This is a genomic window from Bacillus sp. OTU2372, from assembly GCF_038440275.1.
Classification (GTDB): domain Bacteria; phylum Bacillota; class Bacilli; order Bacillales; family Cytobacillaceae; genus Neobacillus; species Neobacillus bataviensis_B.
Genome location: NZ_JASATK010000009.1, coordinates 138,894 through 162,615, shown reverse-complemented (window position 1 = coordinate 162,615; position 23,722 = coordinate 138,894). Strand labels below are relative to the sequence as shown.

Annotated in this window: 28 protein-coding genes; 6 read left to right on the top strand and 22 right to left on the bottom strand. The window is 37.8% G+C overall.

The features are described from left to right. Positions 1–212: 212 nt before the first annotated feature. Positions 213–458 carry a hypothetical protein gene (locus AAHB15_RS16250; RefSeq protein WP_098530491.1) on the top strand — a complete coding sequence of 82 codons (246 nt, stop codon included), beginning with the start codon at positions 213–215 and terminating at the stop codon, positions 456–458. Here AAHB15_RS16250 and AAHB15_RS16245 read toward each other — a convergent pair. The 16 genes from AAHB15_RS16245 to AAHB15_RS16170 form a co-directional block, all read right to left on the bottom strand. Beyond that, positions 442–1,266 carry a hypothetical protein gene (locus AAHB15_RS16245; RefSeq protein ID WP_335572130.1) on the bottom strand — a complete coding sequence of 275 codons (825 nt, stop codon included), beginning with the start codon at positions 1,264–1,266 and terminating at the stop codon, positions 442–444. The genes AAHB15_RS16250 and AAHB15_RS16245 overlap by 17 nt on opposite strands. After that, positions 1,263–2,384 (bottom strand): cysteine protease StiP family protein, encoded by a 1,122-nt coding sequence (locus tag AAHB15_RS16240; RefSeq protein ID WP_335572129.1) that lies wholly within the window; start codon positions 2,382–2,384, stop codon positions 1,263–1,265. Before AAHB15_RS16240 ends, AAHB15_RS16245 begins: the two co-directional genes overlap by 4 nt. 1 nt (position 2,385) lies before the next feature. Continuing rightward, entirely contained in the window at positions 2,386–3,738 is a 1,353-nt protein-coding gene (locus AAHB15_RS16235) for a phosphoribosyltransferase family protein (protein ID WP_335572128.1), read from the bottom strand. Next, positions 3,689–4,876: an HpcH/HpaI aldolase/citrate lyase family protein gene (locus AAHB15_RS16230; protein ID WP_335572127.1), complete on the bottom strand. Its 1,188-nt coding sequence runs from the start codon at positions 4,874–4,876 to the stop codon at positions 3,689–3,691. Before AAHB15_RS16230 ends, AAHB15_RS16235 begins: the two co-directional genes overlap by 50 nt. A 77-nt stretch (positions 4,877–4,953) precedes the next feature. Further along, positions 4,954–5,730 carry a TerC family protein gene (locus AAHB15_RS16225; RefSeq protein WP_335572126.1) on the bottom strand — a complete coding sequence of 259 codons (777 nt, stop codon included), beginning with the start codon at positions 5,728–5,730 and terminating at the stop codon, positions 4,954–4,956. A gap of 155 nt (positions 5,731–5,885) precedes the next feature. Next, the gene (locus AAHB15_RS16220) at positions 5,886–6,467 is read right to left on the bottom strand and encodes a TerD family protein (protein WP_144562927.1); all 582 of its coding nucleotides are present in this window, start codon (positions 6,465–6,467) and stop codon (positions 5,886–5,888) included. An 86-nt stretch (positions 6,468–6,553) separates the two neighbouring features. After that, complete coding sequence (locus AAHB15_RS16215) at positions 6,554–7,147, bottom strand: YpjP family protein (protein ID WP_335572125.1); 594 nt, start codon at positions 7,145–7,147, stop codon at positions 6,554–6,556. A 105-nt stretch (positions 7,148–7,252) separates the two neighbouring features. Continuing rightward, the gene (locus AAHB15_RS16210; RefSeq protein ID WP_335572124.1) at positions 7,253–8,029 is read right to left on the bottom strand and encodes a class I SAM-dependent methyltransferase; all 777 of its coding nucleotides are present in this window, start codon (positions 8,027–8,029) and stop codon (positions 7,253–7,255) included. 50 nt (positions 8,030–8,079) lie between these two features. After that, complete coding sequence (locus tag AAHB15_RS16205; RefSeq protein WP_144562930.1) at positions 8,080–8,514, bottom strand: BrxA/BrxB family bacilliredoxin; 435 nt, start codon at positions 8,512–8,514, stop codon at positions 8,080–8,082. 59 nt (positions 8,515–8,573) lie between these two features. Further along, on the bottom strand, positions 8,574–9,707 hold the full coding sequence (locus AAHB15_RS16200; protein ID WP_335572156.1) for a conserved virulence factor C family protein: 1,134 nt from the start codon (positions 9,705–9,707) through the stop codon (positions 8,574–8,576). 27 nt (positions 9,708–9,734) lie between these two features. Continuing rightward, positions 9,735–11,627, bottom strand: coding sequence for an ABC-F family ATP-binding cassette domain-containing protein (locus AAHB15_RS16195; protein ID WP_335572123.1), 1,893 nt, complete (start codon positions 11,625–11,627; stop codon positions 9,735–9,737). Beyond that, on the bottom strand, positions 11,624–12,274 hold the full coding sequence (locus AAHB15_RS16190; RefSeq protein WP_335572122.1) for an HD domain-containing protein: 651 nt from the start codon (positions 12,272–12,274) through the stop codon (positions 11,624–11,626). The genes AAHB15_RS16195 and AAHB15_RS16190 overlap by 4 nt, the downstream gene beginning before the upstream one ends. 74 nt (positions 12,275–12,348) lie before the next feature. Continuing rightward, positions 12,349–12,504 (bottom strand): hypothetical protein, encoded by a 156-nt coding sequence (locus AAHB15_RS16185; protein WP_176541200.1) that lies wholly within the window; start codon positions 12,502–12,504, stop codon positions 12,349–12,351. 59 nt (positions 12,505–12,563) lie between these two features. After that, positions 12,564–13,412 (bottom strand): DegV family protein, encoded by an 849-nt coding sequence (locus tag AAHB15_RS16180; protein ID WP_335572121.1) that lies wholly within the window; start codon positions 13,410–13,412, stop codon positions 12,564–12,566. 127 nt (positions 13,413–13,539) lie between these two features. Continuing rightward, the gene (locus tag AAHB15_RS16175) at positions 13,540–14,052 is read right to left on the bottom strand and encodes a hypothetical protein (protein ID WP_335572120.1); all 513 of its coding nucleotides are present in this window, start codon (positions 14,050–14,052) and stop codon (positions 13,540–13,542) included. 16 nt (positions 14,053–14,068) lie between these two features. Beyond that, positions 14,069–15,757 (bottom strand): formate--tetrahydrofolate ligase, encoded by a 1,689-nt coding sequence (locus AAHB15_RS16170; protein WP_342042798.1) that lies wholly within the window; start codon positions 15,755–15,757, stop codon positions 14,069–14,071. A 220-nt stretch (positions 15,758–15,977) separates the two neighbouring features. On the opposite strand from AAHB15_RS16170, the gene metA reads away from it, so the two are divergent. Next, positions 15,978–16,889, top strand: a complete 912-nt coding sequence (gene metA / locus AAHB15_RS16165) for a homoserine O-acetyltransferase MetA (RefSeq protein WP_335572118.1) — start codon at positions 15,978–15,980, stop codon at positions 16,887–16,889. An 86-nt stretch (positions 16,890–16,975) separates the two neighbouring features. Further along, positions 16,976–17,188, top strand: coding sequence for a DUF3892 domain-containing protein (locus tag AAHB15_RS16160; protein WP_098530475.1), 213 nt, complete (start codon positions 16,976–16,978; stop codon positions 17,186–17,188). A 62-nt stretch (positions 17,189–17,250) separates the two neighbouring features. Here the strand turns inward: AAHB15_RS16160 and mntR are convergent, their stop codons facing one another. The 3 genes from mntR to AAHB15_RS16145 form a co-directional block, all read right to left on the bottom strand. After that, the gene (mntR, locus tag AAHB15_RS16155; protein WP_098530474.1) at positions 17,251–17,673 is read right to left on the bottom strand and encodes a transcriptional regulator MntR; all 423 of its coding nucleotides are present in this window, start codon (positions 17,671–17,673) and stop codon (positions 17,251–17,253) included. Positions 17,674–17,741: 68 nt separating this feature from the next. Further along, positions 17,742–19,910 carry a DNA topoisomerase III gene (locus tag AAHB15_RS16150; RefSeq protein ID WP_335572117.1) on the bottom strand — a complete coding sequence of 723 codons (2,169 nt, stop codon included), beginning with the start codon at positions 19,908–19,910 and terminating at the stop codon, positions 17,742–17,744. A gap of 151 nt (positions 19,911–20,061) precedes the next feature. Beyond that, a complete protein-coding gene (locus AAHB15_RS16145; protein ID WP_335572116.1) occupies positions 20,062–20,346 on the bottom strand; it encodes a hypothetical protein in 285 nt (94 codons plus the stop codon). A 252-nt stretch (positions 20,347–20,598) separates the two neighbouring features. Here AAHB15_RS16145 and cspD point away from each other — a divergent pair, with 252 nt between their 5' ends. Beyond that, positions 20,599–20,799, top strand: a complete 201-nt coding sequence (gene cspD / locus AAHB15_RS16140) for a cold-shock protein CspD (RefSeq protein ID WP_071459908.1) — start codon at positions 20,599–20,601, stop codon at positions 20,797–20,799. Between the two features lie 221 nt (positions 20,800–21,020). Here cspD and AAHB15_RS16135 read toward each other — a convergent pair whose 3' ends face one another. Beyond that, on the bottom strand, positions 21,021–21,206 hold the full coding sequence (locus tag AAHB15_RS16135; RefSeq protein ID WP_335572115.1) for a zinc-finger domain-containing protein: 186 nt from the start codon (positions 21,204–21,206) through the stop codon (positions 21,021–21,023). Positions 21,207–21,225: 19 nt separating this feature from the next. Beyond that, a complete protein-coding gene (locus tag AAHB15_RS16130) occupies positions 21,226–21,882 on the bottom strand; it encodes a reverse transcriptase-like protein (protein ID WP_335572114.1) in 657 nt (218 codons plus the stop codon). A gap of 190 nt (positions 21,883–22,072) precedes the next feature. On the opposite strand from AAHB15_RS16130, the gene AAHB15_RS16125 reads away from it, so the two are divergent. Both AAHB15_RS16125 and AAHB15_RS16120 read left to right on the top strand, forming a co-directional pair. Further along, complete coding sequence (locus AAHB15_RS16125) at positions 22,073–22,483, top strand: reverse transcriptase-like protein (RefSeq protein WP_144562941.1); 411 nt, start codon at positions 22,073–22,075, stop codon at positions 22,481–22,483. A gap of 5 nt (positions 22,484–22,488) precedes the next feature. Continuing rightward, positions 22,489–23,409, top strand: a complete 921-nt coding sequence (locus AAHB15_RS16120) for a DMT family transporter (protein ID WP_342042797.1) — start codon at positions 22,489–22,491, stop codon at positions 23,407–23,409. Positions 23,410–23,445: 36 nt separating this feature from the next. Here AAHB15_RS16120 and AAHB15_RS16115 read toward each other — a convergent pair whose 3' ends face one another. Next, on the bottom strand, positions 23,446–23,715 hold the full coding sequence (locus AAHB15_RS16115) for a DUF6123 family protein (RefSeq protein WP_144562943.1): 270 nt from the start codon (positions 23,713–23,715) through the stop codon (positions 23,446–23,448). Positions 23,716–23,722: the final 7 nt, after the last annotated feature.

Sequence of the window (23,722 nt, the reverse complement as noted above, 5' to 3'; positions counted from 1 at the left end):
ATAATCCCTTCCCTCTAAAAGCGAAGCTTATTGTTATCGATTAGAAAATTATGTAAGGTTTCCATTTCATCATATCACAGTTATTTCATTGGTTCATTTGTTTATACGAAAGAGAGCCAAATTTGTTTCATTTTTAGCTCTAATCCTACTTTTTCACATTTTCACATGTCCCTACATATTAATGGAGTACTCATACTAAGTAGGTGACTCAAATGAGATTTTTATATAAACGACCGAAACTGGATCACGTATCAGAGGAGTTAGAAACCTTAATGGAAGTAATGGTTTCTGACCTATTTATTTATTTAGATTTATTTATATTCAGCTTTATCTTTACTATATTTTTATCTCCAGTTATCCCGTCATTAACCATGGCCCTTCTGTTTTTTCTTGCAAGCTACAGTTTTTTTGGCTGCCTTTACTATTTTGTTATTAGTAAAATCACGATAAAAAAATAGGATTAGTGTGGATTAGTTGATAGAAATGTTGGATAATCTCTTCTCCTGCACGAACACCGCTATTTATTGTTAAAATCGAGGTGCGGCCGCCTGACACATGCGCCAGATGTTTGGCAAGCTCTCCATGGTTTGGAACAAATCGGTGCTGACAGTTCTTTAGGAAGTCCCAATCAAGAATAGAATCGCCCGCTCCAGCAACCGTTTTCACCCCTTCAAGTTGACAAATAAAATCAAGCGCGCTCCCTTTACTAATTGCCTGAGGGATAAAGTAGAGTTTTCTTCCTTGGAGCGAAATTCTCCAGCCTGACTTGGCAGCCAAATCCTCAATGGATTTTCTTTCTGTATCAGACGGAAGGCAGTTTAATAGAAAATAGAAAAACCATTCCTCGGCCTGTTTCCTTACCCCGTCTAAATAAACACTTTCCCTGTCCAGTCTGGAAAGCAACTCAGCTTGCGTAACAGACTCTAGTTTTAAACGGTCACGGAGCTGCTTCGACCATTCCTTCATTGGAGTCCCTTGATAAAGAATGTTAGCACCATTTGACGTTATGGCATATTTAATTTTAATATCTTTTGCAAAAATGACAAATCGGCTAAACTGTTCTGTCGTCCTGGTAGTGACAGGTACGAACAAGCCTTGACTTGATAGCTCTTTTAACTGGTTATAGGAGTCTTCTGTCATAAAAGCCACCCAGCTGCCATCCTTTTGTTCAACTGGTGTTAATGCTAAACCTTCAGGCACCCCAAACTCTTCAATTGCCCTTTTGGAAAAAATTAATGTCCGGTCGAGGTCAGATGCAACAATCATGCTTGCATCTCCTTGATCTTTTTGATTAGACCACAGCACAAATACCTCATATCTGGATAAGCCTGGACTTCCACACCTTTTTCTTCAGCAAGCATTAGGATATGCTTAACAAATGGACTTGAAGGATCACGCAATAAAATTTTCCATGGCACCCTGCGGAGAAGGACCCTAGTTGTTTCTCCAACCCCAGGTTTAATATAATGGGCACTCTCTATCGAAAAATCCGCCTGTATTTTTTTTACATCTTCTAATCCTATAAATCCTGTTTCGAGTTCTCTAGACAAAAGATCTAAGGCTGATTCCTTTGCTTCCTTACCGATGGTAGAAAACTCTTCTGATATCAAATTAATAAACTCATTAGAAACATCCTCTGAAAGCAGATTCCGATAAAATTTAGCCCCGTGAAAATCATCCTTACCAATAAATGCTTCATTTAACACGGTTCTGCTGACAAGCCCAGATACGGTAGAATTTAAACAAGCACTTGGTATTAAAAAGTCCTCTCGTGTACCATAAAGTGTCGTGCAACAGCCAGGATCAGCAATAACGGCAAGTGTATCATCAAGCTTTAAGCGATATTTTTCCTCATATTTTCGGCATGCATTTATTAATTCTAACGTGATTGCCCCTTTCCCTGTCCAGCCGTCCACAAATTGAATTTCAGCACCTGGATGCTCTTGTTGAATATAGAGAAGGGCATTTTCGTCAATTCCCTTATCACGGATTATGGAGATACTATAATGAGGTAAGCTAATCCCGTATTTCAACTTTATATATCGTTTAATTAAGATTCCAACTGGTGTCCCAGCCCGGGCAAGCGAAACGAGAACCGCATTAGAACCCTTTAATTGAAATATTTGCTCTGAGACAATCCCCACACATAAGGCTACTTTTTGTTTATATTGCTGTAAAGTGTCCCAGAAAACCTTTACATACTCTTTAGGTGGCTGATATTCTATCGGCAGCGATTCGCTGTAATGACCCCCTGATTGAATCTTTGTTTCGCGATTTAGTGCCGTATCCTCCAAAACTATGTCACTTAAATCCTTTAATAAAAAAAGAACATCATCCTTATGGTAGGTTCCGATTTTTGCAGGTTTATTGAGTATTTTTTGCATCTTATTCACCTCTGTCCGTTGAAAAAAAGACAATTTTTATTGTTTGAAAAGATAATTCTCCTAATTCATCAAGCATTGGCTGAAGCTGTTCTTCAGATACTTCCCTTTCAAAAAATACAAATAATTCATCATAGTAGTTCGGAGGGATATTATAAACCGAGTGTGAAATTTTCTCGTTCTCCGGATTAGGGAAGTTAACCCCAAACCTCGCCCCGTACCCTTCTTTATTCTCGATAAATATCGGACTTCTGGTCGTGGATTGATAATAAACATCTCTGCCCATTTCAGCTGCTAGTTTCATAGGTAAATACATAAATTCTCCAGTTCCGAGGCATAGTGTACGACCCCCCACTCTATTTTGCCTTAGGAAGTCTGCAGCAGAAGAGACTCTTTCATGTACATTAAAATTTTCCAAGCTATTTAAACCAAAACGCCCAGTTTCGTTTAGATAAGGGATTCCATTCAGTTGATCCTTAGAAAAATACTTGGAAGCTGTAAAATAAGATCCTAGGCGCAATACTTCTATAGAAGTCTCTCGGTTGGTTGTTCTGAGCATTTTAGAACGATTTTCTAATTCTTTTAATTGCTGAATCTCGATATGACCAGATAGCAAACTGACCACATTTATTTTAATTCCTAATTCTTGTTCCAACCTTAAAAACTTTTGCTGATATTCATGTGAACGCCAATCCAAAATACTTACTACAGTATAAACAGGTCTCGGAAATTTTTCATGAATGGATTTGATAATATTTAAGGCAGTGTTACCGGTCGTTATTTCATCATCAACGAGTATAATTTCACGCTTATGATCAATCATCTCTAGGGAAACATAACAACGATGGGATGTTGCATGGGAGTGTTCCTCCTCAAACGTTATTACAGGCGTTTCCCCGCTAATTTCTTCTCTAGTTGTATGAAAAAACTCAGCAGCTTGGAAACAATCAAAAAAAGCATGTCCAAGAGCAGTGGCCGTTTCCGCAAAACCAATAATGACCGGATTGAAATGTTTTGGAATAAAGGGGCGGCTGTAATAAGTTCCGCCTGTTAGGAATAAAGATAGCAATCTCTCTTTTTCCTGACATTCTCCTCCCTTAACCTTTTCTATATATCTTGCACCTAGAAGAGCAGCGATTAGCAGTCCCTTATTTGGTTCAATGGGTAAATGTTTTCCAAGCACCTTGCTAATAAATAAAAACGAACGCTTTTTATTGATTCTAGCGGCCATTGTAAAAAGCTCGTCTATAGGAATATGAAACGGATTTTGAAGACGATCTATTTCCACCTTAATAGAATCAAGGATGTTAAACATATACTTCTTTTCTGATAAGGTCAATGCTTGTGAATTCTTCATGTAACACCCCGTAAACCTGTGATTTTAATAATATTTTTTGGGCCCAAAAATAATGAGGCTTTACTTCGTTCATTTTATTCGCAAATTCACTTTTCATAACCCCATTATTTTCATCGAATGCTTTTACTATATTACTGGCATCAATAAATTCCTCATAGGAAACCACATTAAGGGCCTGAACGACCTTTATATGTGATGGATGAATGATTGTTTTACCTGTTAACCCATTACTAATATCCATCAGGATTTCACGGATTAGACCATCCATGTTATCATCAATTAATTGGGCTCTCCATTTGAGGCCTTCTGCTCCGTATCGTTCACGGAACGGAGTTTGCCGGAGCTGGGGCTTTAACATCCTTTTTTTCGCAGAGAAGTATTCCCAGACAGGACCTGAGATCACATACGAACTATCAAATCGTTGAAAGACATTTATAATATCGGAAATGCAATCTCTTAAAACAGCAATATCATAAACAGTTGTATCCATATTTCTCCGTATGCCGTACAAACCACAGAAATCAGTCGCCCCTATTCGAACATTCAGAATATAATCCTTGTATTGATCTAAAAGGTTCTTGATCTCCATTAGTTCATCCATCCTTGTTTCCTTCTGGATAACCTTAGCTGATTCAAGTATGGGCATTGCATAAAAAGGATGAGCCTCAGTATGAACATCACGTACTATTTCCAATAAATCCTTGCCAAATTCGACGCTGAATTTAGGTATGACTACGCCTGTTAAAAGGTTCAATGCATCACCCAACTGATTCTTAAGGTGTTGCAATTGTTCGAGTTGACGAATCCGGATAAACATAAGCGGTAAATCCTCATAGTTTAAGAATCCTTTACTACATTCATCTTGTAACTTTAATAATTCCCCAACAAGTAAATTTTCAGCGGTATCCACTTCATGGTCGCTTACTGCATCCTCCAAATCTATGACGAGCGAGGTTAAACCCTCATGCTTTTTTGAAAGGATTTCCTGATGGATATTTGGGCGGGTAGCTGGCATATAGAGTGTTGCACCTAAACCGTAAGACAAAAGGTCACGGTTTGTGTATTTTGAAAATGTCCCAGGTCTTTGGAAGAAAAAACGTTCAATTTCATCTTCGTAAAAGTATGTAAAAAATTCCATAACCCGTTTCTCCTCTGTGAATGGTAAAAAAGAGAGGGAAACAGACTTTCGTCAGCTCCCCACCCCTTTGACAAACATTATGAATTATTTTCCCTGCTGCCTTCCTTTTTTTTATTGTTATAATGAACGATAAAAGTAGCACCAAAGGTTAATAGTAAGATAATAAAGAATGTAATATGTCCCATTTCAATATGAAATACTGCAAGAAGCATTTTAATCGCAATAATTAGGATTAAAATATAAGCAGTTGTTTCAAGTTCTGGCACGCGATCAATTAGTGTTAAGAAAACACCTGCTACCCCCCGCATCATTAAGACGCCGAGCATACCGCCAATTAATAAAACCCAAACTTCTTCACTAACACCAAATGCTGCCAAAACGCTGTCAACGGAAAAAGCAATATCCATCAATTCGACAGCAGCAACGGTTCCCCAGAATGTTCCAAATAAGCGAATTAAGAGTCCTTTTTGATTCATACCTTCTTCTTGCTGCTCTTCTTCATCAGCACCTTTTCGCTTATCTAAAAAGTACTTAATGGATAACCATGCCAAGTAACCTGCACCTAATATTTTTACCCACCAAAGTTTGATTAAGAACACACCGATGCCAATCGCTATAAACCTGAATGCATAGGCACCTAATAAACCGTAAAACAGAGCTTTCTTCCGTTTTTCGGGTGGCAGATGTTTAACCATAACAGCTAAAACTAAGGCATTATCTGCAGAAAGTAATCCTTCTAAAATAACAAGAGTACCTATCAATCCCCAGCTGACAGGATTTGTTAACACCTCTCCCCACATTTCCCAGTTAAAAAACTGTGAGTATGTATCTAGTATATGTTGTAAAACTGACATTAAAAGAATTCCTCCTAGTTTGTAAGCATCATTTTTTAAAAAGACCCATCTAACTGGGTCTTTTTTTGGCAGTGTTAAACTTGGCTGTTGACTTTCACTCCAATCAACATTGTTATAAATCTATAATGACCTTTAACACATCTTATTTTAAATTTTTAACCAATTGATAAGCCAAAATCTGTTGCTAACGCAGCTAATCCACCCTGATATCCGCTGCCAATCGCACTAAATTTCCATTCACCATTGTGGCGATATAATTCTCCAACAACAACGGCAGTCTCAATTGAAAAATCTTCCCCTAAATCATAACGGATTAATTCTTCGCCAGTTGCCTCGTTGAAGATTCTCGCATAAGAATTACTGACCTGACCAAAGTTTTGGTTCCGGCTGTCCGCCTCATGAATGGTAATGGTAAATGCAATTCTCTGAATATTAGCTGGAACAGTTGTAAGATTAATTTTCACTTGTTCATCATCACCGTCGCCAGCACCCGTGCGGTTATCTCCAGTATGTACGACAGCACCGCCTGCTCCTTCACGATTATTGTAGAAAATGAAGTCTGATTCATTCGTGACTTTGCCATTCTCTCCTAAAAGGAATATGGATGAATCCAAGTCAAAATCATTACCGCCATCATATTTATTAGTGTCCCATCCTAATCCAACCACAACATTTGTTAAACCAGGATTTGTTTTTGTTAAATCAACTTTTTGACCTTTAGATAAACTTACTGCCATTTTTACATTCCTCCAATTTTGGTGATAGATTATTTACGAGTTTCTTTTAAAAAGGTTTCATTTATTATAAAAAAATTTATGAAGGACTAGCTCATCCATTTTGGCGGAGTATTTCTGTCCCAATAAATGGAACCCAGTTCATGATGGGTATGAAAATCATCATGATAGGTATGATAATGAAAATTAAACCAGTAGCCTGCCTGCGGCGGATTATCGCGTCTTACATGGAAACGTATAATATCTTTCCCTGAAGCACTATCTTTTATATTAAAAATTTTCTCAGAAAGCCCGGAACCAGGCTGTTCTGTTATGGTTAGATTCTTAACACGATCCTCTGGAAAATGCGAAGCTGTTTCTTCGATTGCCTTTTCAATATTCGGTAAAATTATTTCTCGGAATTCACTTTCGATGACTGGCTTTATTCTACTCCCAAACTTTTGATAGGATTGAATTTCTGCCTGTTTAATTAGTTCCTGCATAAACTTTTCTCTATTAAATTCTGTTTCTATTAAATAACTATTTGCCTGAACGAAACTTCTTTCAGGTGCTGGAGTTTCGAAACCGTCTCGATCATTAATTTTTTCTGCATTCGCTTGATTTATTAGTTGTGATGGAGTTACAAGACCAAATGTTAAAATCGATATGGTGACAAAAAGTGATTTACGCAGCCACTTGTTCATAATCGGTTCACACCTTTATTGTAAGAGATTTCTGAATTTAAGTTTCTTACAAATTATTATACTTCTTTTTTGGGCAAATTGGAAAAAAACTGAAAGAAAGAGCTTTCAGTTTTTTTCTATAACTCCAAAATGAAATTTTGCGGTTTTTCTGCGCATGACTTGAAATCCATATTTTTCAAAGCGCAAGCTTTTGTAATGATCTTTTAAGACTACTCTATATTTAGCTACCCTGATGGCCTCGGTAATCATTTCATCAGTCAGATTATCATGAATAGCAAAATGGCCTAAAGCTTTAATCCCATCAGATTCAAGAATCGTTTCTTCAAACATTGGATCAAAATAGACACAGTCAGCTGATGAATCTCGTTGACTTTTTAAATAATAGCGGGCGTTCGTTTGAATAACACGGATGCGATTCATGGCCTCATCCATGACAGGAAGTCCGGAGTCCCAATTTTGCAGTCCCTGTTGAACAATGAAAGCCAAGTATTTCTGCCCCTCTATACCGGTTACCATCCCTTCTCGCCCAACGAGGAAGCTTGCAATTATCGCATCTGAAGCAAGACCAAGGGTACAGTCAAGAAATGTCATACCTTTTGTAAGTTTTACGGCATCAGCAAATGGGTCGTAATCACCACTGATTAGCCGCTTAATCCGAAACATCGCTGAATTAGGGTGGAAGAAAAATGGCTGGTTACTATTTTTCTCAAAAAGCTCCAATCGTTCTTTCCCCACCACAATACAGCCATTGTCAGCCTGGTGTTGAATATGGTAAATCGATTTCTTTTTGCGCGGGATATAAGGAACCTGTAAAAACTCAGAAATTTGCAGTGCACGTTCAATCATTTCCTCGTTTGTTCTTCCTGCTGTTGTTACAATCATACAATCATCTCTTTTAATTTATTAAAAAAAGGATGTCTACTGACATCCCTTTAGCAATGAGCTTCAAATGCGCCCAATAGGTTTTGCATAACAACTTCCATCGGCATGCCTTCAATATCATGTCTCGGAATAAAATGAACTACCTGTTTATCTTTTAGTAATGCCATTGATGGTGATGAAGGTTCGATTCCTTCAAAGTACTCACGCATTTTTGCTGTCGCTTCTTTATCTTGTCCAGCAAAAACAGTTACTAAATGCTCTGGTTTTTTCTCACTATTTAACACAGCTTGGGTTGCTGCAGGTCTTGCTAAGCCCGCGGCACAGCCGCATACGGAATTTACTACAACAAGTGTTAAACCCGTTGTTTTTTCCATAAAATCTTCGACCTCTTCAGCACTTTTTAGCTCTTCAAAGCCAGCTCTTGTTAATTCTTCACGCATTGGTAAAACCATTTGTTTCATATATTCTTCATATGCATTTGACATCCACATTCACTCCATTTCTTCTCCCTATAGAATACTATAATCATGGCTAATTTACAAAATTACTGATCAGACTTTCTTGCTTCCGTCATCTGTTTCCAGACTGAACCTTTCGCTTCTTCTCCGCCTTCAATTCTTTCAATCGCCATTTTGATTTGCATACTGACTTCAAATTCCGGATCTTTTTCAGCCTCTTTAAGGGCTGGTAAAGACTCTTCATCGCCAGCCTCATAGAGAAACATAGCCGCTCTCCACCTTACAAGCTTACTCGTATCCTTCAATGCTTTGACCATTTCCTTTGCTGCCTCAGGGAAGCCTAAATCGGATAAGCAATCACCTGCTGTTCTGCGCACGGTTACCGTTTTATCTTTTAATGCAATATATAGTAACGGCAGAACTTCCTTCTCCTTGATCATACCAAGATATACTGTTGCCAGTCTCCGTATGGAGGGTTTCTCATCTTGTAATGCTTTTTCAAGCATAGGTAAATCATCGAGTTCAGGGTCATCCATTTGTTCTAGCAGCTGATAGCGTACCTGCCAGTCAGGATTGTTTAAATCCTCAGTTGTTACTTTTTTACGAGTTCTCTTTGCTTTCTGGACAATTGGTTTACCTGAGCTTTGCGCTTTTGTTACAAGTGCTTCAAGGCGCTCCTTTGGATAGGCTGCAATTAATTCCTCGACAACCTCTTGACCAATCTGATCAAAATCGCCATAGCGGACTCCTTGATTTTGCCATTTACGCAAAAGGATATAATTATCCTCGGGAAGTTGTGCTTGTTCCCTTGCTTTTAAAAAGTAATCTGGCATTCCATACCTTCGTTCCGTGGAACTATCTGTCAATTTAACTTGAAGAGGAATGTCTTTAAACATTTGAATTTCAACCTTAATTTCGCCAAAATGCTCGTCTAGCATGTTTATATTAGCAGTTTCCTCTGTTTTTTCACCAAACGCCTGGCGGACTTGAGGTAATAATTCCTTCCAATCATATTTTGCGTTTCGCTCAACAGCTAAAAAATCAGCAACATGGTATACACCCTTTATTCCTTCAATTTGCAGGATTGCTTGAATAATAGGAGGGGCATCTGAGGAAGTTTCTTTTTTATAATTATGGCTTTTGCCCATTGGAAGTTCTTGGTCTATATTAATTTTCATTGTATTTGGACTTGGCGTTGGTTCAATCGCCCTTATTTTCAACACAATCACCTAATTCTTGTCGTTTTCTTATTCTTGTTCAGCTATCTCTGCTAGATAGGACCAGCGCTCAATTAAATACTCTAGCTTTTCGTTTAATTCCTTTTCCTGTTTCATTAATTCCTGTGCTTTTGTAAAGTCACTGCCGGTTGCAGCCATTTCCGCAGCTACTTCTTCAATTTTTGCCTCTGTATTGGAAATCACCGTGTCAATTTCTTCCCACTCTTTTTTCTCCTTAAACGTTAACCGCTTCTTTTTTTCCTTTTCTGGAGCTTTAGTTGGTGATATTGGCTTAGATACCGCGTTTTTTTGTACTTCAAGATCTGTTTCTTTTTCAAGATAATCGCTGTAATTCCCATAGAAAGAGCCTATTTCACCTTCTCCGCGAAGAACTAGCAGCTGTTCCGCCACTTTATCTAGGAAATAACGATCATGGGAAACCGTAATAACAACACCTGGGAAATCCTCCAAATAGTCTTCCAAAACGGTTAAGGTTTGTGTATCCAAATCATTCGTTGGCTCATCCAACAAGAGGACATTTGGTGCTGTCATTAACAGCTTTAAGAGGTAAAGACGGCGTTTTTCTCCACCAGATAATTTTCGTATCGGAGTGCCGTGAGTAAACGGTGGAAATAAAAAACGTTCAAGCATTTGTGCAGCAGAAATAGTCTTACCATCCGATGTATCGATAACTTCAGCTGTCTCTTTGATGTATTCAATCATCCGCTTATTATCATCCATGTCTTCGCTTTCTTGTGTATAAAAGCTGAGCTTCACTGTTTGCCCAATGTTAAATTCACCCTCATCCAGCGGGATCCTCTTTGCTAAAATATTCAGTAATGTCGATTTACCGGCACCGTTTTTACCAATAATCCCAATCCGGTCTCCCGGCTTAACCAATAAATCGAAATGATTAAGGATTACTTTTTGGTCATATCGTTTCGATGCATTTTTCAATTCAAAAACCTGCTTACCTAGCCGGCTGCCATTTAACGTAATATCTAATTTTTCACCGGATGGCTTTCCGGTTGTAAGCTTGTCATCTAGATCTTCAAAACGCTGAATTCTAGCTTTTTGTTTTGTTGACCTCGCCTTGGCACCCCGTCTAATCCATTCCAGCTCTCTGCGAAATAAGTTTTTATTTTTTTCATAGGTTGCTGCTTCGTTTTCCTCGCGAACCGCTTTTGCTTCCAAAAAGGCAGCATAGTTTCCTTTGTAGCTGTAGAGATTACCGCCATCTAATTCAAACATCCGATTGGCAACACGGTCAAGGAAGTAACGGTCATGCGTAACTAGCAAAATCGAACCGTTATATCGGCTTAAATAATCTTCTAACCACTTAACGGAATCAAAATCAAGATGGTTGGTTGGTTCGTCTAAAATTAATAAATCCGGCTCAGCAATTAATACTTGCGCAAGTGCGACACGCTTTTTTTGACCGCCTGAAAGTTCTCCAATTTTCTTTGTGAAATCCTCAATTCCTAATTTCATTAAAATGGACTTGGCATTTGTGCTGGCATCCCAGGCATTTAAAGCATCCATTTGCTTTTGTAATTGAAAAAGCTCGTCTTGAACTTTTGTATCAGATGGGGAGATATTTAGTTTTAATAGAGTCTCTTCATATCCGCGCATCAGTTTTAGAATCGGCGCATCGCCGCGGAAGACTTGTTCAAGTACTGTTTTATCTAAATCTAATTCGGGCTGTTGGGATAAAAACGAAATGGTGTACTCCTTAGGAGAGAGAATTTTCCCCTCATCAGGTGCATCTAACCCAGCAATTATTTTTAATAAGGAGGATTTTCCGGTCCCATTTATGCCAATTAATCCCACCCGCTCCTTTTCACTAATTGTAAAGGAAATATGGTCAAAGAGCTGCTTCTCACCATACGTTTTTGAAACATTTTCTACTGTGAGCATCTTCATAAATCTTGTCCATCCCATTCTTGGTAAAATTGTTCTAAAAAGCTAAGCATCATTTCCTGCCTTTTCTCTGCGATTTTCTTAGCTGTATCTGTATTTAATAAATCTTTTAATTTTAATAATTTTTCATAAAAATGGTGAATACTTGTTGATTTTCCTTTTCGATATTCTTCCAAGCTCATTACTTCCCTGACTTGGACAGCAGGATCAAAGATAGGCCGGCCTTTTTTACCGCCATAAGCGAAGGCTCTTGCAATCCCAATGGCTCCAATTGCATCTAAACGGTCTGCATCCTGTACGATCTTTGCTTCAATGGTTTTTAGCTTTGTTTTCCTGCCGCCTTTATATGAAATCGAGTCAATGATTTGAATAATATGTTCTTTGACCTCATCTGGAACCGAGATGGTTTTGAAAAAAGATTCGAGCTTGGCCCTCCCTAGTTCCACTGTTTTGTTTAGTTTTTCATCTGGTATATCATGAAGAAGTGCTGCCATTTCAATGACAAACGGATCTCCAAACCTTTCTTCTTTGCAAATATGTAAGGCATTACGCCGGACACGGTCAACATGGTACCAGTCATGGCCAGTGGCATCTTCACCTAGTTCATTTCGGACAAATTTTTCCGTTTGTTTAATTAATAAGTCCTTCATTTTCAAGCACCTGCCTTTACCCTTTGTTATTTTAACATGAAAGGCAAACAAAAAATAACCCCGATGTTTCGAGGTTATTTTTTGTTTGCCTGACGCCCGCTTTTTTTCTGACTTTGTGACTTATTGTTGCCAATTTGAAATTCACTTCCTAGTTCCACATCATTACTAATATCCTGTTTTTCAATTTGTTCTCTCGTCTGGTTTGGATTTTGTCTTCCTTGCTTACTCATGTGCACACCCCTCTCCTTCATGTTGACTGCATTCATAGTATGCACAATCGGAGGTAAAGTTATTTTAAGCCATTAAACCAACTAATTCCAAGGGTGTTTTCGCCAGCATGAACGCCGATTACAGCCCCTAATGGACAGTTGATAATTTTAACATCAGGATACTTCTCCTGTAGTTCACACTGCCAAGCTTTGGCTTGTTCTTCATGTAAACCGTACAATAGGTATACTTCTTTAAATCGATTCTGTTCATATGATAATCGAAAATAATCAAGAATTTTCTCTTTGGCCTTCTTTTCACCTCTAACTTTTTCTTTCACGCCAAGAGCCCCATCTTCAATTGAAATAATCGGTTTGACATTAAGCATACTTCCAAGAAAAAATTGCAGTCCGCTCATACGACCGCCCCGATGAAGCTGTTCTAAACTTCCGACAAGAACATAGGTCTCGCATGTTTCCCGTATTTGTTCAAGCTGCTCTACCATCGATTCAATACTTTTACCGTCCCTAACCAGTTCCATCCCTTTTTTAATTAATGCGGACATCGGAAAAGTAAGGATGTGTGAATCAAAGGTAGTGACCGGAATATCGACAAGTGCCGCTGCCTGCTTACTTGAGGAGACTGTCCCACTTAACTTTCCTGAGATAAGAATGGTTACAATTTGATCATATTCTTTTGACAATTGTTCATATAAAGATTGAAAAGAACCAACCGATGGCTGCGAGGTTAACGGCGGGTTTTTTAATTCCTTTAATCGGCCAAATAATTCCTTTGGGGTTAAGTCTATTCCATCCAAATATTCCTCCCCGTCCAGAACAACAGTTAACGGGATGGTATATAAATCTGGATGGTTGCTTAGCTCATCATCTAAATAGGCTGTACTATCAGTTACCCATGCGGTCTTAACCATGCGTCTCTCCCCCTGCTATTAGTATGAGGTCATAATATCACGCTAATATAACTGTAACCTCAAATTTGAATATTGTAAATATTTTAAAAATAAATATAACCAGCTAACGAATAGCTGGTTATGATAATTATCTAATGTTCAGCCGCTCTAGTGTCGTAACTACAAAATCAGTCATATTGACCAAATCATCCATCTGGTCCTCGGTAACCAAGCGGCCAAATTCCACTGCAAGAATGATTGAAATTTTTTGGTCTGTATCTAACGGGTGAACATGACTGGTCAATGAAAAATTCCGAGAATCTCCCCATATATCTAGAAGGATATCTTTTAATTCATAAAAATCCGGCTCTTTTTCCTGTTCAAGGAAAAATTCCAGTCTTACATAACATCCAGCCTGGTGTTCCGTCTGTATAGACGGTAAGAGCTCAGCTGTTAAATTTAACAATGTCGACTTCAATTCTACTTTTGCAATACCATTACCATCCGGCAACTGAAAGGATACGTCAAAAGAGCGGGACATTTTTGCTAAGTTAATTAAATCATTTCGATCAGTAATGATAATGTCACCCTTTATATCTAAATCATAAAGGCCCCCTTCAATCACTACTTTCATATTATCAAAGGCTGTTGGGTCAAACATTGTTTACTCGACTCCTTTAGAAAAGTCCTAGCGCATTCCCTTGATCGTCCACATCCATATTAAGAGCGGCTGGATTTTTAGGGAGTCCCGGCATCGTCATGACCTCTCCTGTTAAGGCCACAATAAAGCCTGCTCCGATTGAAGGTTTAAATTCCCTAATCGTTACGATAAAATCGGTCGGCCTGCCAAGCTTTGAAGGATCATCCGATAGTGAATATTGTGATTTCGCCATGCAAACGGGTAAATGAGACCAGCCGAACCTTTCAAAATCAGCTAATTGTTTTTTTGCTTTCGGTAAAAACTCTACGTCCTTCCCGCCGTATACGGCTTGGGCAATTGTCCGAATTTTTTGTTCAATCGAGTCAGAAAGTTCATATAAGGGATGAAAATGATTTTCCTCTTTATCCATCACTGACAAGAGTGTTTGCGCAAGCTCCATCCCCCCTTCCCCTCCTTTTTCCCAAACTTCCGTTAATGCCGCAGGTACATTTTCCCTTTCACACCAGTCAAGCAATGTTTGCACTTCTAAACTTGTATCGGTAATAAATTTATTGATCGCAACGACCACCGGAAGGCCAAAACTTTTTATTGTTTCAATATGTTTTTGCAAATTACTAAAACCAAGTGTAAGTGCTGAGATATTCTCACTTGCCAAATCCTTTTTTTCGACACCACCATGCATTTTTAAGGCACGGATGGTAGCAACTACAACTACAGCTTCTGGTTTAATTCTTGCACTGCGTGCTTTGATATGTAAAAACTTCTCAGCACCTAAATCAGCCCCAAAGCCACCTTCAGTGATGACATAATCTGCTAACTTTTGAGCTGCCTTTGTGGCAATGACACTGTTGCAGCCATGCGCGATATTTGCAAACGGACCTCCGTGTATCAGCGCTGGTGTGTGTTCAATGGTTTGAACAAGATTTGGTTTAACCGCGTCCTTTAACAATAGCGCTAATGCACCCTCTACACCAAGATCTCCAACTGTCACTGGTTGTTTATTTACATTATAAGCAACAACCATTCTTGATAATCGTAATTTTAAATCCTTTAAGTCAGTTGCTAAACAAAGAACAGCAATAATTTCAGAGGCAACGGTAATGTCGAAACCATCCTCACGAGGGACACCTTGAAGTGGACCTCCAAGTCCGATAATCACTTTTCGTAATGCACGATCATTTAAGTCTAATGCCCGTTTCCAAACAATTTTTCGCTGATCTATGTTTAACTCATTGCCTTGCTGTAGATGGTTATCAATTAACGCAGCAAGAGCATTATTTGCAGTCGTAATAGCATGAATGTCTCCGGTAAAATGGAGGTTAATGTCCTCCATTGGAAGAACTTGAGAATAGCCGCCGCCCGTTGCACCGCCTTTTATGCCCATAGTTGGCCCAAGCGAGGGCTCACGCATTGCAATCATTACCTTTTTCCCAATTCTATTAAATGCATCAGCAAGGCCGACTGTAACAGTAGATTTCCCTTCGCCCGCCGGAGTTGGATTAATCGAGGTAACAAGGATAATTTTCCCATCATTATTTGTCTTTATTTTGTTTAGTGCTTCATTGGAAATTTTCGCTTTATATCTTCCATAAAGTTCCAAATCATTTTCTAGTAAACCAATATTTTCCGCAATTTCAACAATTGGCTTCATTTTGGATGCTTGTGCAATTTCAATGTCTGACTTCACTGATGTTTTCATCTTCATGTTAATCCCCCACATTCAGCATTAATTTCCATAGCACTACCATGGTAGCAAATAAGGTTTTTTTATTCCGATTATTATTATATCGAAATTAGTATCTTTCCTGAAATTATAATAATGTTTATAATGTAATTATCGAATTTTTTTAATATTCAAAGACTCCATCCGCAGGTCATTAAAAAACACCTTTATATTTTATGGATTTAAGAAAGGGGACGTTCACTTGCCTATTAACATACCTAAGCAATTACCTGCAAGGGAGATACTTGAACAGGAAAATATTTTCATAATGGACGATGAGAGGGCAATCACCCAGGATATTAGGCCTTTAAATATCTTAATATTAAATTTAATGCCCGAAAAAGAAAAAGCGGAAACACAGTTATTGCGCTTATTAGGAAACTCACCATTACAAGTAAATGTGAATTTTTTAAAAACCGATTCATATGAGTCAACCCATACTAGTAAGCAGCATTTAGAACAGTTCTATACAACATTTCCGGAAATTAAAAATTTAAAATTTGACGGAATGATTATCACTGGTGCACCGGTTGAATTATTAGAATTTGATCAAGTGAAATATTGGTCTGAATTAAAAGAGATCATGGATTGGGCCGATCAAAATGTCACCTCGACCTTACATATTTGCTGGGGTGCACAGGCGGGCCTATACTATCACTATGGCATAGGTAAATTTGAGTTGAAACGTAAATGCTCCGGAATTTACGCCCATCAAATCTTTGAGCACAATGATATCTTATTGCGAGGGTTTGACGATCATTTTTATGCTCCGCATTCACGTTACACAGATATAGCAATTGAATCCATTATGAAAAATCCAGAATTAAAATTATTAGCTGCCTCAGAGGAAGCCGGGGCATTATTGATTGCCTCGAGGGATCGAAAACATGTCATGATCACAGGTCATCTGGAATATGACTCCGATTCCTTGGCACAAGAATATGAGAGAGACTTAAAAAAAGGTCTAGAGATTCATATGCCTGAAAATTACTTTCCAAACAATGACCCAACACAACCACCAATTAATCGGTGGCGCTCACATGGTCATTTATTCTTCTCTAATTGGTTAAATTACTATGTTTACCAAGAAACACCTTTCAATTGGGGTCAATAAGCATCGGTTACCGATGCTTTTTTCAATTGCAGCTTTGTTTATTATTCGCTATTTATAGCTATAATACATAGGAAAGGAGTGTCCCTATGGAAACAATTACTGCAATCCAGCGAAATTACAATGGAGAGATTATCAATTTTGTTACTTCCGAAGGGCGGGTCATATCTTACCGCAAGGCATTATTGGATGTTGAACAAGGCTTAATTCAAGGTCTTCAAACAGTGCAGGATACAAATGGAGCATTATCTCTTATGCCGGAACTCGAACAATCCTTTGACGATTATCCAAATTTATTTTAAAAGCACCTAGCTTGATTGCTAGGTGCTTTCTGTATACTTATTTTAGATTGAAAATATTTACTCTATTCATGTTCATTTTGTTTTTGAACTTCTTTTAACGCGTCAATCCTATTCTGGTCTTCCTCAAAGAACTGAACAAGATCGCCAATCCGATCAATAGAGTCCCAGCTTAAATGATGCTCGATTCCTTCAACATCATGATAGATGTTTTCATCCTTTACCCCAATAATTTTGAGAAATTGTTCAAGTAGTTCATGTCTAAAAACTAGGCGTTTACCAATCTTATTACCCTTGGGTGTTAAGCTAAGTCCTCTATATTTTTCATAAACTAAATATTCATCTTTATCAAGCTTTTGCACCATTTTTGTTACTGAGGAGGGATGGACAGATAACGCTTCGGCAATATCCGATACCCGGGCGTAACCTTTTTCTTCAATTAAAATATATATTTGTTCGATATAATCTTCCATACTAGGTGTTGGCATCCCTTAACCTCCAAAAAATTACTCTTCTAAAAGTTTACTATATTAAAAAATGAGTGACAAGTGAGGAATTATTTTACGGCAGTCTCCTCGAATAAAAATTTTATTCTATTTTCCTGTCCATCTAGGAATAGTCTGGCATTAAAGGTTTTGTCCTTATTCGTAAATCCTTCGATTAGTTCTGTCTTTTCACCTGACAGGAGAAGTTTTACATTTTTTTGAGTAATATTTTTCCCAAGGATTTTCTTTGAAATTGTAAAGTTACACTGATTTTTTTTATAATTACTGCATCCGTAGAAGGTGCCTTTATCAATGATATCACCATCACATTTTTTACAAGGCCCTAGTTTAGTTGAAGTTCTTCTCTTTCCTTTTTGTTTTCCAGGAGTGAAGTTTTGAGTAATATCTTCAGAAAAGACCCACGCTGCAGATTGTTCCAAACTGGAAGAAATTAGATGGAGAACCATCTTTTTCGTTTGCTCCATAAAATGCTTTGGCACAGCAGCACCTTCCGATATTTCCTTTAGTTTTTGCTCCCATTTTGCTGTCATTTCCGGTGAAGCGAGAATTTCTTGACCTATCGCTTCGATCAATATTTTAGCTTTGGCAGTTGCATAAACTAAGTTTTTTTTCACTTCAATGTATAAACGGTCCTTAAGCATAGTAATAATCCCAGCTCGAGTAGCTTCCGTTCCTAATCCTTCCGTTTTAGAAAGGATTTTCTCGAGCTCTTTATCATCTATATGTTTTCCGGCGGTTTTCATTAATGTAATCAACTGGCCTTCAGTATACCGCTTCGGCGGTTGTGTCTGGCTTTCTTTCACATCTACTTTTACCGTTTTACCCTGTTCTCCTTTTGTTAAAGCAGGCAGTTCAGGAACATCCTCACGTTCCTTATGATTTAGGACTTTTCTCCATCCTTCTTCTAGTTGCACCTTTCCTTTTGAAATAAAAGATGCTCTGCCATCTACTAATGTAGTAACGGTTGTATATTCTGCGACAGACTTATTATAATGGGCAGCAATTAAGCTAGTCACAATTAAATCATAAATCTTCCGCTCATCAGAACCAAGCCTATCTAAATTCGGGATTTGCTCAGTTGGAATAATGGCATAGTGATCGGTTACCTTTTTTTCATTCACGTATCGTTTGTTATCTGCAATAGAAGCAATCGGAAGTGGGAAATAACTTTCGTAGTCTTTTAGATGACTTAATCGATTTAAAATATCAGGAAAGGTATTAGCCTCTTCTTTTGTAACATACCTCGAATCGGAGCGGGGATATGAAACATACCCTTTTTGATAGAGTTTTTGCAGCATATCTAACGTGTTTTTTGGAGAGGATTTAAAACGTTTATTGGCTTCCGCCTGTAAAGCTGAAAGATTATATAACAGTGGTGGTAAAAATTCTTTTCTTTCCGAAAGTACCTCTGCAACTTCAGCCGGCTTGTCTCGACAAAAGGCGGCTACTTTTCCAGCCAACTCTTTCGTCTTCACACGGGTTTCCCCTTCATTCTGCCACTTTCCACTGTATTTTTTGCCATTTATCGTAAAGCGTGCAGTAACCTCCCAAAATGGTTCAGACTTAAAATTCTCAATCTCTAGTTCTCGTTTTACAATAAGGGCTAAAGTTGGAGTTTGGACCCTGCCAACTGAGAATACATCTGAGAATCCTTTTTGCTGAAGCAGTAAGCTATAAAGCCTTGAGCCATTCATACCGACAATCCAGTCTGCACACGCACGAGTATAGGCCTCAAAGTATAAGCTTTTAGTATCCTGCTCATCCAATAATTTGTTAAACCCTTCTCGAATTGCATTTGGCGTTAAGGATGAAATCCAAAGTCGTTTCATTGGTTTTTTGCAGTTAGTTAAGCGGAGGATATTACGAATGATCAATTCACCTTCACGCCCGGCATCACCTGCATGAATAATTTCCGTGACATTCGGGTCAGATACTAGTTTTTTTATAACGGCAAATTGCTTTGCCTTATCTTTTGTTACTTCGTATTGAAAGTGTTCGGGTATGATGGGCAAAGTGTCTAATGACCATTTTTTCCAACCGGATTCATACTTTTCAGGGGCAACCAACTGGCATAAATGTCCAATTGCCCAAGTCACATATGCCCCTCTCATAAATGTTTCATTAGGAAATATTTCAATAAAACCGTTTTGCTTTTTATGTTTAAAAATTGAAGCTAATGTTGAACCTTGATCGGGTTTTTCAGCAATAATTAATTTCATCTTAATTTGCTCCTTCTTAAAGCATCCCTGATTCATTTTCCCACTTCAAATCTATTTCGTAAAGGTAAAAAATAAGGCAGTACAATAGTCAGAAAAATAAAAAATAACCTGCTCAACAATTGGCAGGTCTTAAAAACTATGTTTTATCTATCTAGCTATTCGGCTTAAACGAGTTCTTATCTTGAACATACCAATTCTCTTCAGGAACAATATTAGAGACAGTTAAAATGAAAGAGGGAATTCGCTCTACATCAAAGACAATGGCTCCAATTTTCTTAGTAAACATGATAAAGCCATTCCCATGAGAAAAATCAGCTAAATCATTTCCTATTTGCAGCAATGACATGAGTATAGCCTGCTTTTCATCTGCTTCAATTAAGACTTTTGGTGAGAATCTTAAAATCCATTCTTCTCCTTCAATTGAAAATCGGTACATGGGCTCCCTCACCTCAAATTGAAATGTTATTAATAAACATATGAGGAAGAGCCTATATTATATTCATCAAATAATTTATTCACTTATATTAATAAATTATTCAAAACAATGCTTTTTTTAGGAAAAAACCACCTGCGATTCCTTGACTGTCCATTTTCATTATTGTATATTTAAAGCATCATGTAAGCGATACATGATAATATTTAACTGGTACCGAATAGGTGCCACGATAGGCTTAGGAGGAAGAAGTACATGCAAAACGGTAAAGTAAAATGGTTTAACAACGAAAAAGGTTTTGGTTTTATCGAAGTTGAAGGCGGAGACGATGTATTCGTACATTTCAGTGCGATTCAAGGCGACGGTTTCAAATCATTAGAAGAAGGTCAAGAAGTTTCTTTCGAAATCGTTGAAGGAAACCGTGGACCACAAGCTGCTAACGTAGTAAAACTATAATCAGTTCAAATAATAACCATTCAAGGCTGACGAAATTTGTCAGCCTTTTTAAGTAGATTAAGAAAGTATAAAAGTTTTTGACTTTGAGAATTGTCCAGCTCCAGGCGCCATAAGCTCGAGGTCACAAGCCAATCCGTCCAAAAGGTTAAAGAACAACCTTTCGGCCTGCTCGTCTTGTGCTTGTCGCCGATAGGCAGGCGCCTTGCGCTTTTCTTATATACTTACTTTAATTTTTTCCCATAATCCCGAAGCTGTTCGCCCACTGTACATTGAGAAATACAAAAACGATGTGCAGCTCTCCGCCCGTCTGCCTTTTTTAAATATTTATGCAAAAAGCAGCCATTACAATATTGGTTCATTAAGCCTTCTACCTGGCTCAATAATTCCTTTCTGACTGAAGGCTTCATGATGATAGACACCCTCTCCTCATAGTATTAATGTTTTAGCGAATATCTCTTTCCCCTCTAATGCTTGGGTGGCCAATTTATCGGCTTCCTTATTATCTTTACGAGGTACTACCGTGAATTTTGGGTGGATACCTAAAGTCTTTATTTTTCCTTCAATTTTGTCAAGCCAGCGGTTGAGGGTTTCTTCGTAACACGGCCATTCTCCTTCAAGCTGCTTTAATATCCCTTGTGAATCACCTTTAAATTCGCAAGATAAATGATGTACTCCTAAGTCTTCTAAGATGTTTAATGCAAAATAAAATGCAGCATATTCTGCTTCATTATTTGATTCCATTTCATCAAAACGTTGATTTGCCCGGATGCGATATTTCTTCTTTCCTTGTTTAAAAAAGATAACAGCTCCAAGTCCTGCTTGGTTATTTTCCTTTTGAAAACCGCCGTCAAAAAAGACCGTAATATCATGGGGGTCCTCCTCAATTTCCGTTAGCAGCTTTTTCATTTCCTTCAATATCCAAGATGTGCCGGCTTCATCATAAAAGTATAACTCGGTTACTTTTCCGCTAGCCTCAATCTCCTCAGCAAATTGAACAGCTAATTCACCCGTTAACCAATCTGAAGAACATTGAACCTTTTCAATACTTTTTACATTATATATCCACTCAAGCTTATATTTCATTATTTTCAGCCTTTCATGATGGTTTTCATCGTCTTACCAATTAGCTTATTCAGTAAGAATAAAAATATCGATGCTTTTATTCTGCCCCACTTGTCCCATAGAAAAAATAATTCCCTGCATGTCTTTGTGAAAATATGTTAAACTCTTCTATATTAAGTTGTAACTATTATCACCCGAGGAGGAATCAGCATTGATTGAAGTCTATATTGATGGGGCAAGTGCTGGTAATCCTGGACCAAGTGGAGCCGGGATATTCATTAAAGGAAACGGTACTTTAGAAAAGTATTCGATACCGCTTGGAAGCATGTCAAACCATGAAGCAGAATTTCATGCTTTTATTGAAGCTCTTGACATCTGTTATAAAAAAGGATTAGTCCATTCCATTATCTCATTTCGAACAGACTCTGAACTAGTAAACATGGCTGTGGAAAAAGAGTTTACTAAAAATAAATCGTATGCACCCTTACTTGAAAAGGCATTAAAACTTACAAAAAAATTTGATTTATTCTTCATGAAGTGGATTCCAAGTGCCGAAAACAAAGTTGCGGATGAACTGGCTAGATTGGCGATTCAAAAAAATATAAGAGAGGAGAAACACTAGACAACATGAAACGATCATTAATTGCCGATTTAAGCCTGCTATTTGTTACATTAATTTGGGGTACAACTTTTGTTCTAGTCCAAAATGCGATTGATTTTCTCCCGCCATTTGCTTTTAATGGCATCCGGTTTTCCCTGGCAGCTCTTCTTTTATTTTTCTGCTTACTCTTTTTTGATTTTAAGCAGTTAAAACAGATAAACTTGAAATTACTATCATCAGGAGTATTTATCGGTTTTTGGCTTTTCCTTGGTTATGTAACCCAAACAATTGGTCTCTTGTATACCACTACATCAAAGGCAGGGTTTATCACAGGACTCAGCGTAGTACTGGTTCCACTATTCTCCATGTTGTTACTTAAACAATACCCGAGTAAAAATGCGGTCTTTGGTGTAATAACTGCGACACTAGGTTTATTTTTTTTGACGTTGACTGATGTTTCAGGCTTTAATATTGGTGATGGGTTTGTTTTTATTTGTGCAATTAGTTTTGGTATGCATATTATTATAACCGGTAAGGTCAGCAATAATTACCCTACTTTGCTATTAACGGTTATTCAAATATCAACCGTCGGCCTGTTATCCTCTTTCTCTTCTTTCTTTTTTGAGAATTGGAGGAAGTCAGTAAGACTGGATATTTTAGTGTCAAAAGATGTTATGGCTGCATTGGTCATTACAAGCGTTTTTGCTACAGCAATTGCTTTTTTTATCCAAACTAATTTTCAAAAATATACTTCAGCAACAAGGGTTGCGTTAATTTTTGCTATGGAACCAGTTTTTGCCGCTATAACAGGTTATTTTTGGGCCCATGAACGTTTATCGTTAAGTGCCCTTTTTGGATGTATTCTAATCTTTCTGGGAATGATTATGGCCGAGCTTCCAGCAGTAAAGCTGGCTTTGTTTAGAAAAAGTAAAAGTCTGGAAAGTTAAAAGCTCCCTCTTCTTCAGGGAGCTTTTCTAATTTAATTATATAGCAAGTAATTCTCTATCCTTTAAATATTTTAACGCAGCTTTTCTCGAGTTAATATTATTTGCTGTTAACATTTCGAGCAAGGCCACATAGAAACTTCCGTCAAAACGTTTTTGTGCTTTTAAAGTCAATTCAATTGCGGTATTAATGATTTCATCGGAAGCATTTGTATAGTGTTTTCCGAAGAAAATAAAACCAATCGCATCTTCTTGAAATTGAAAGCCCTTCCCTTTCAAGTAGTGCAAATAATCTTCAACTGTTAACACGGTTCAG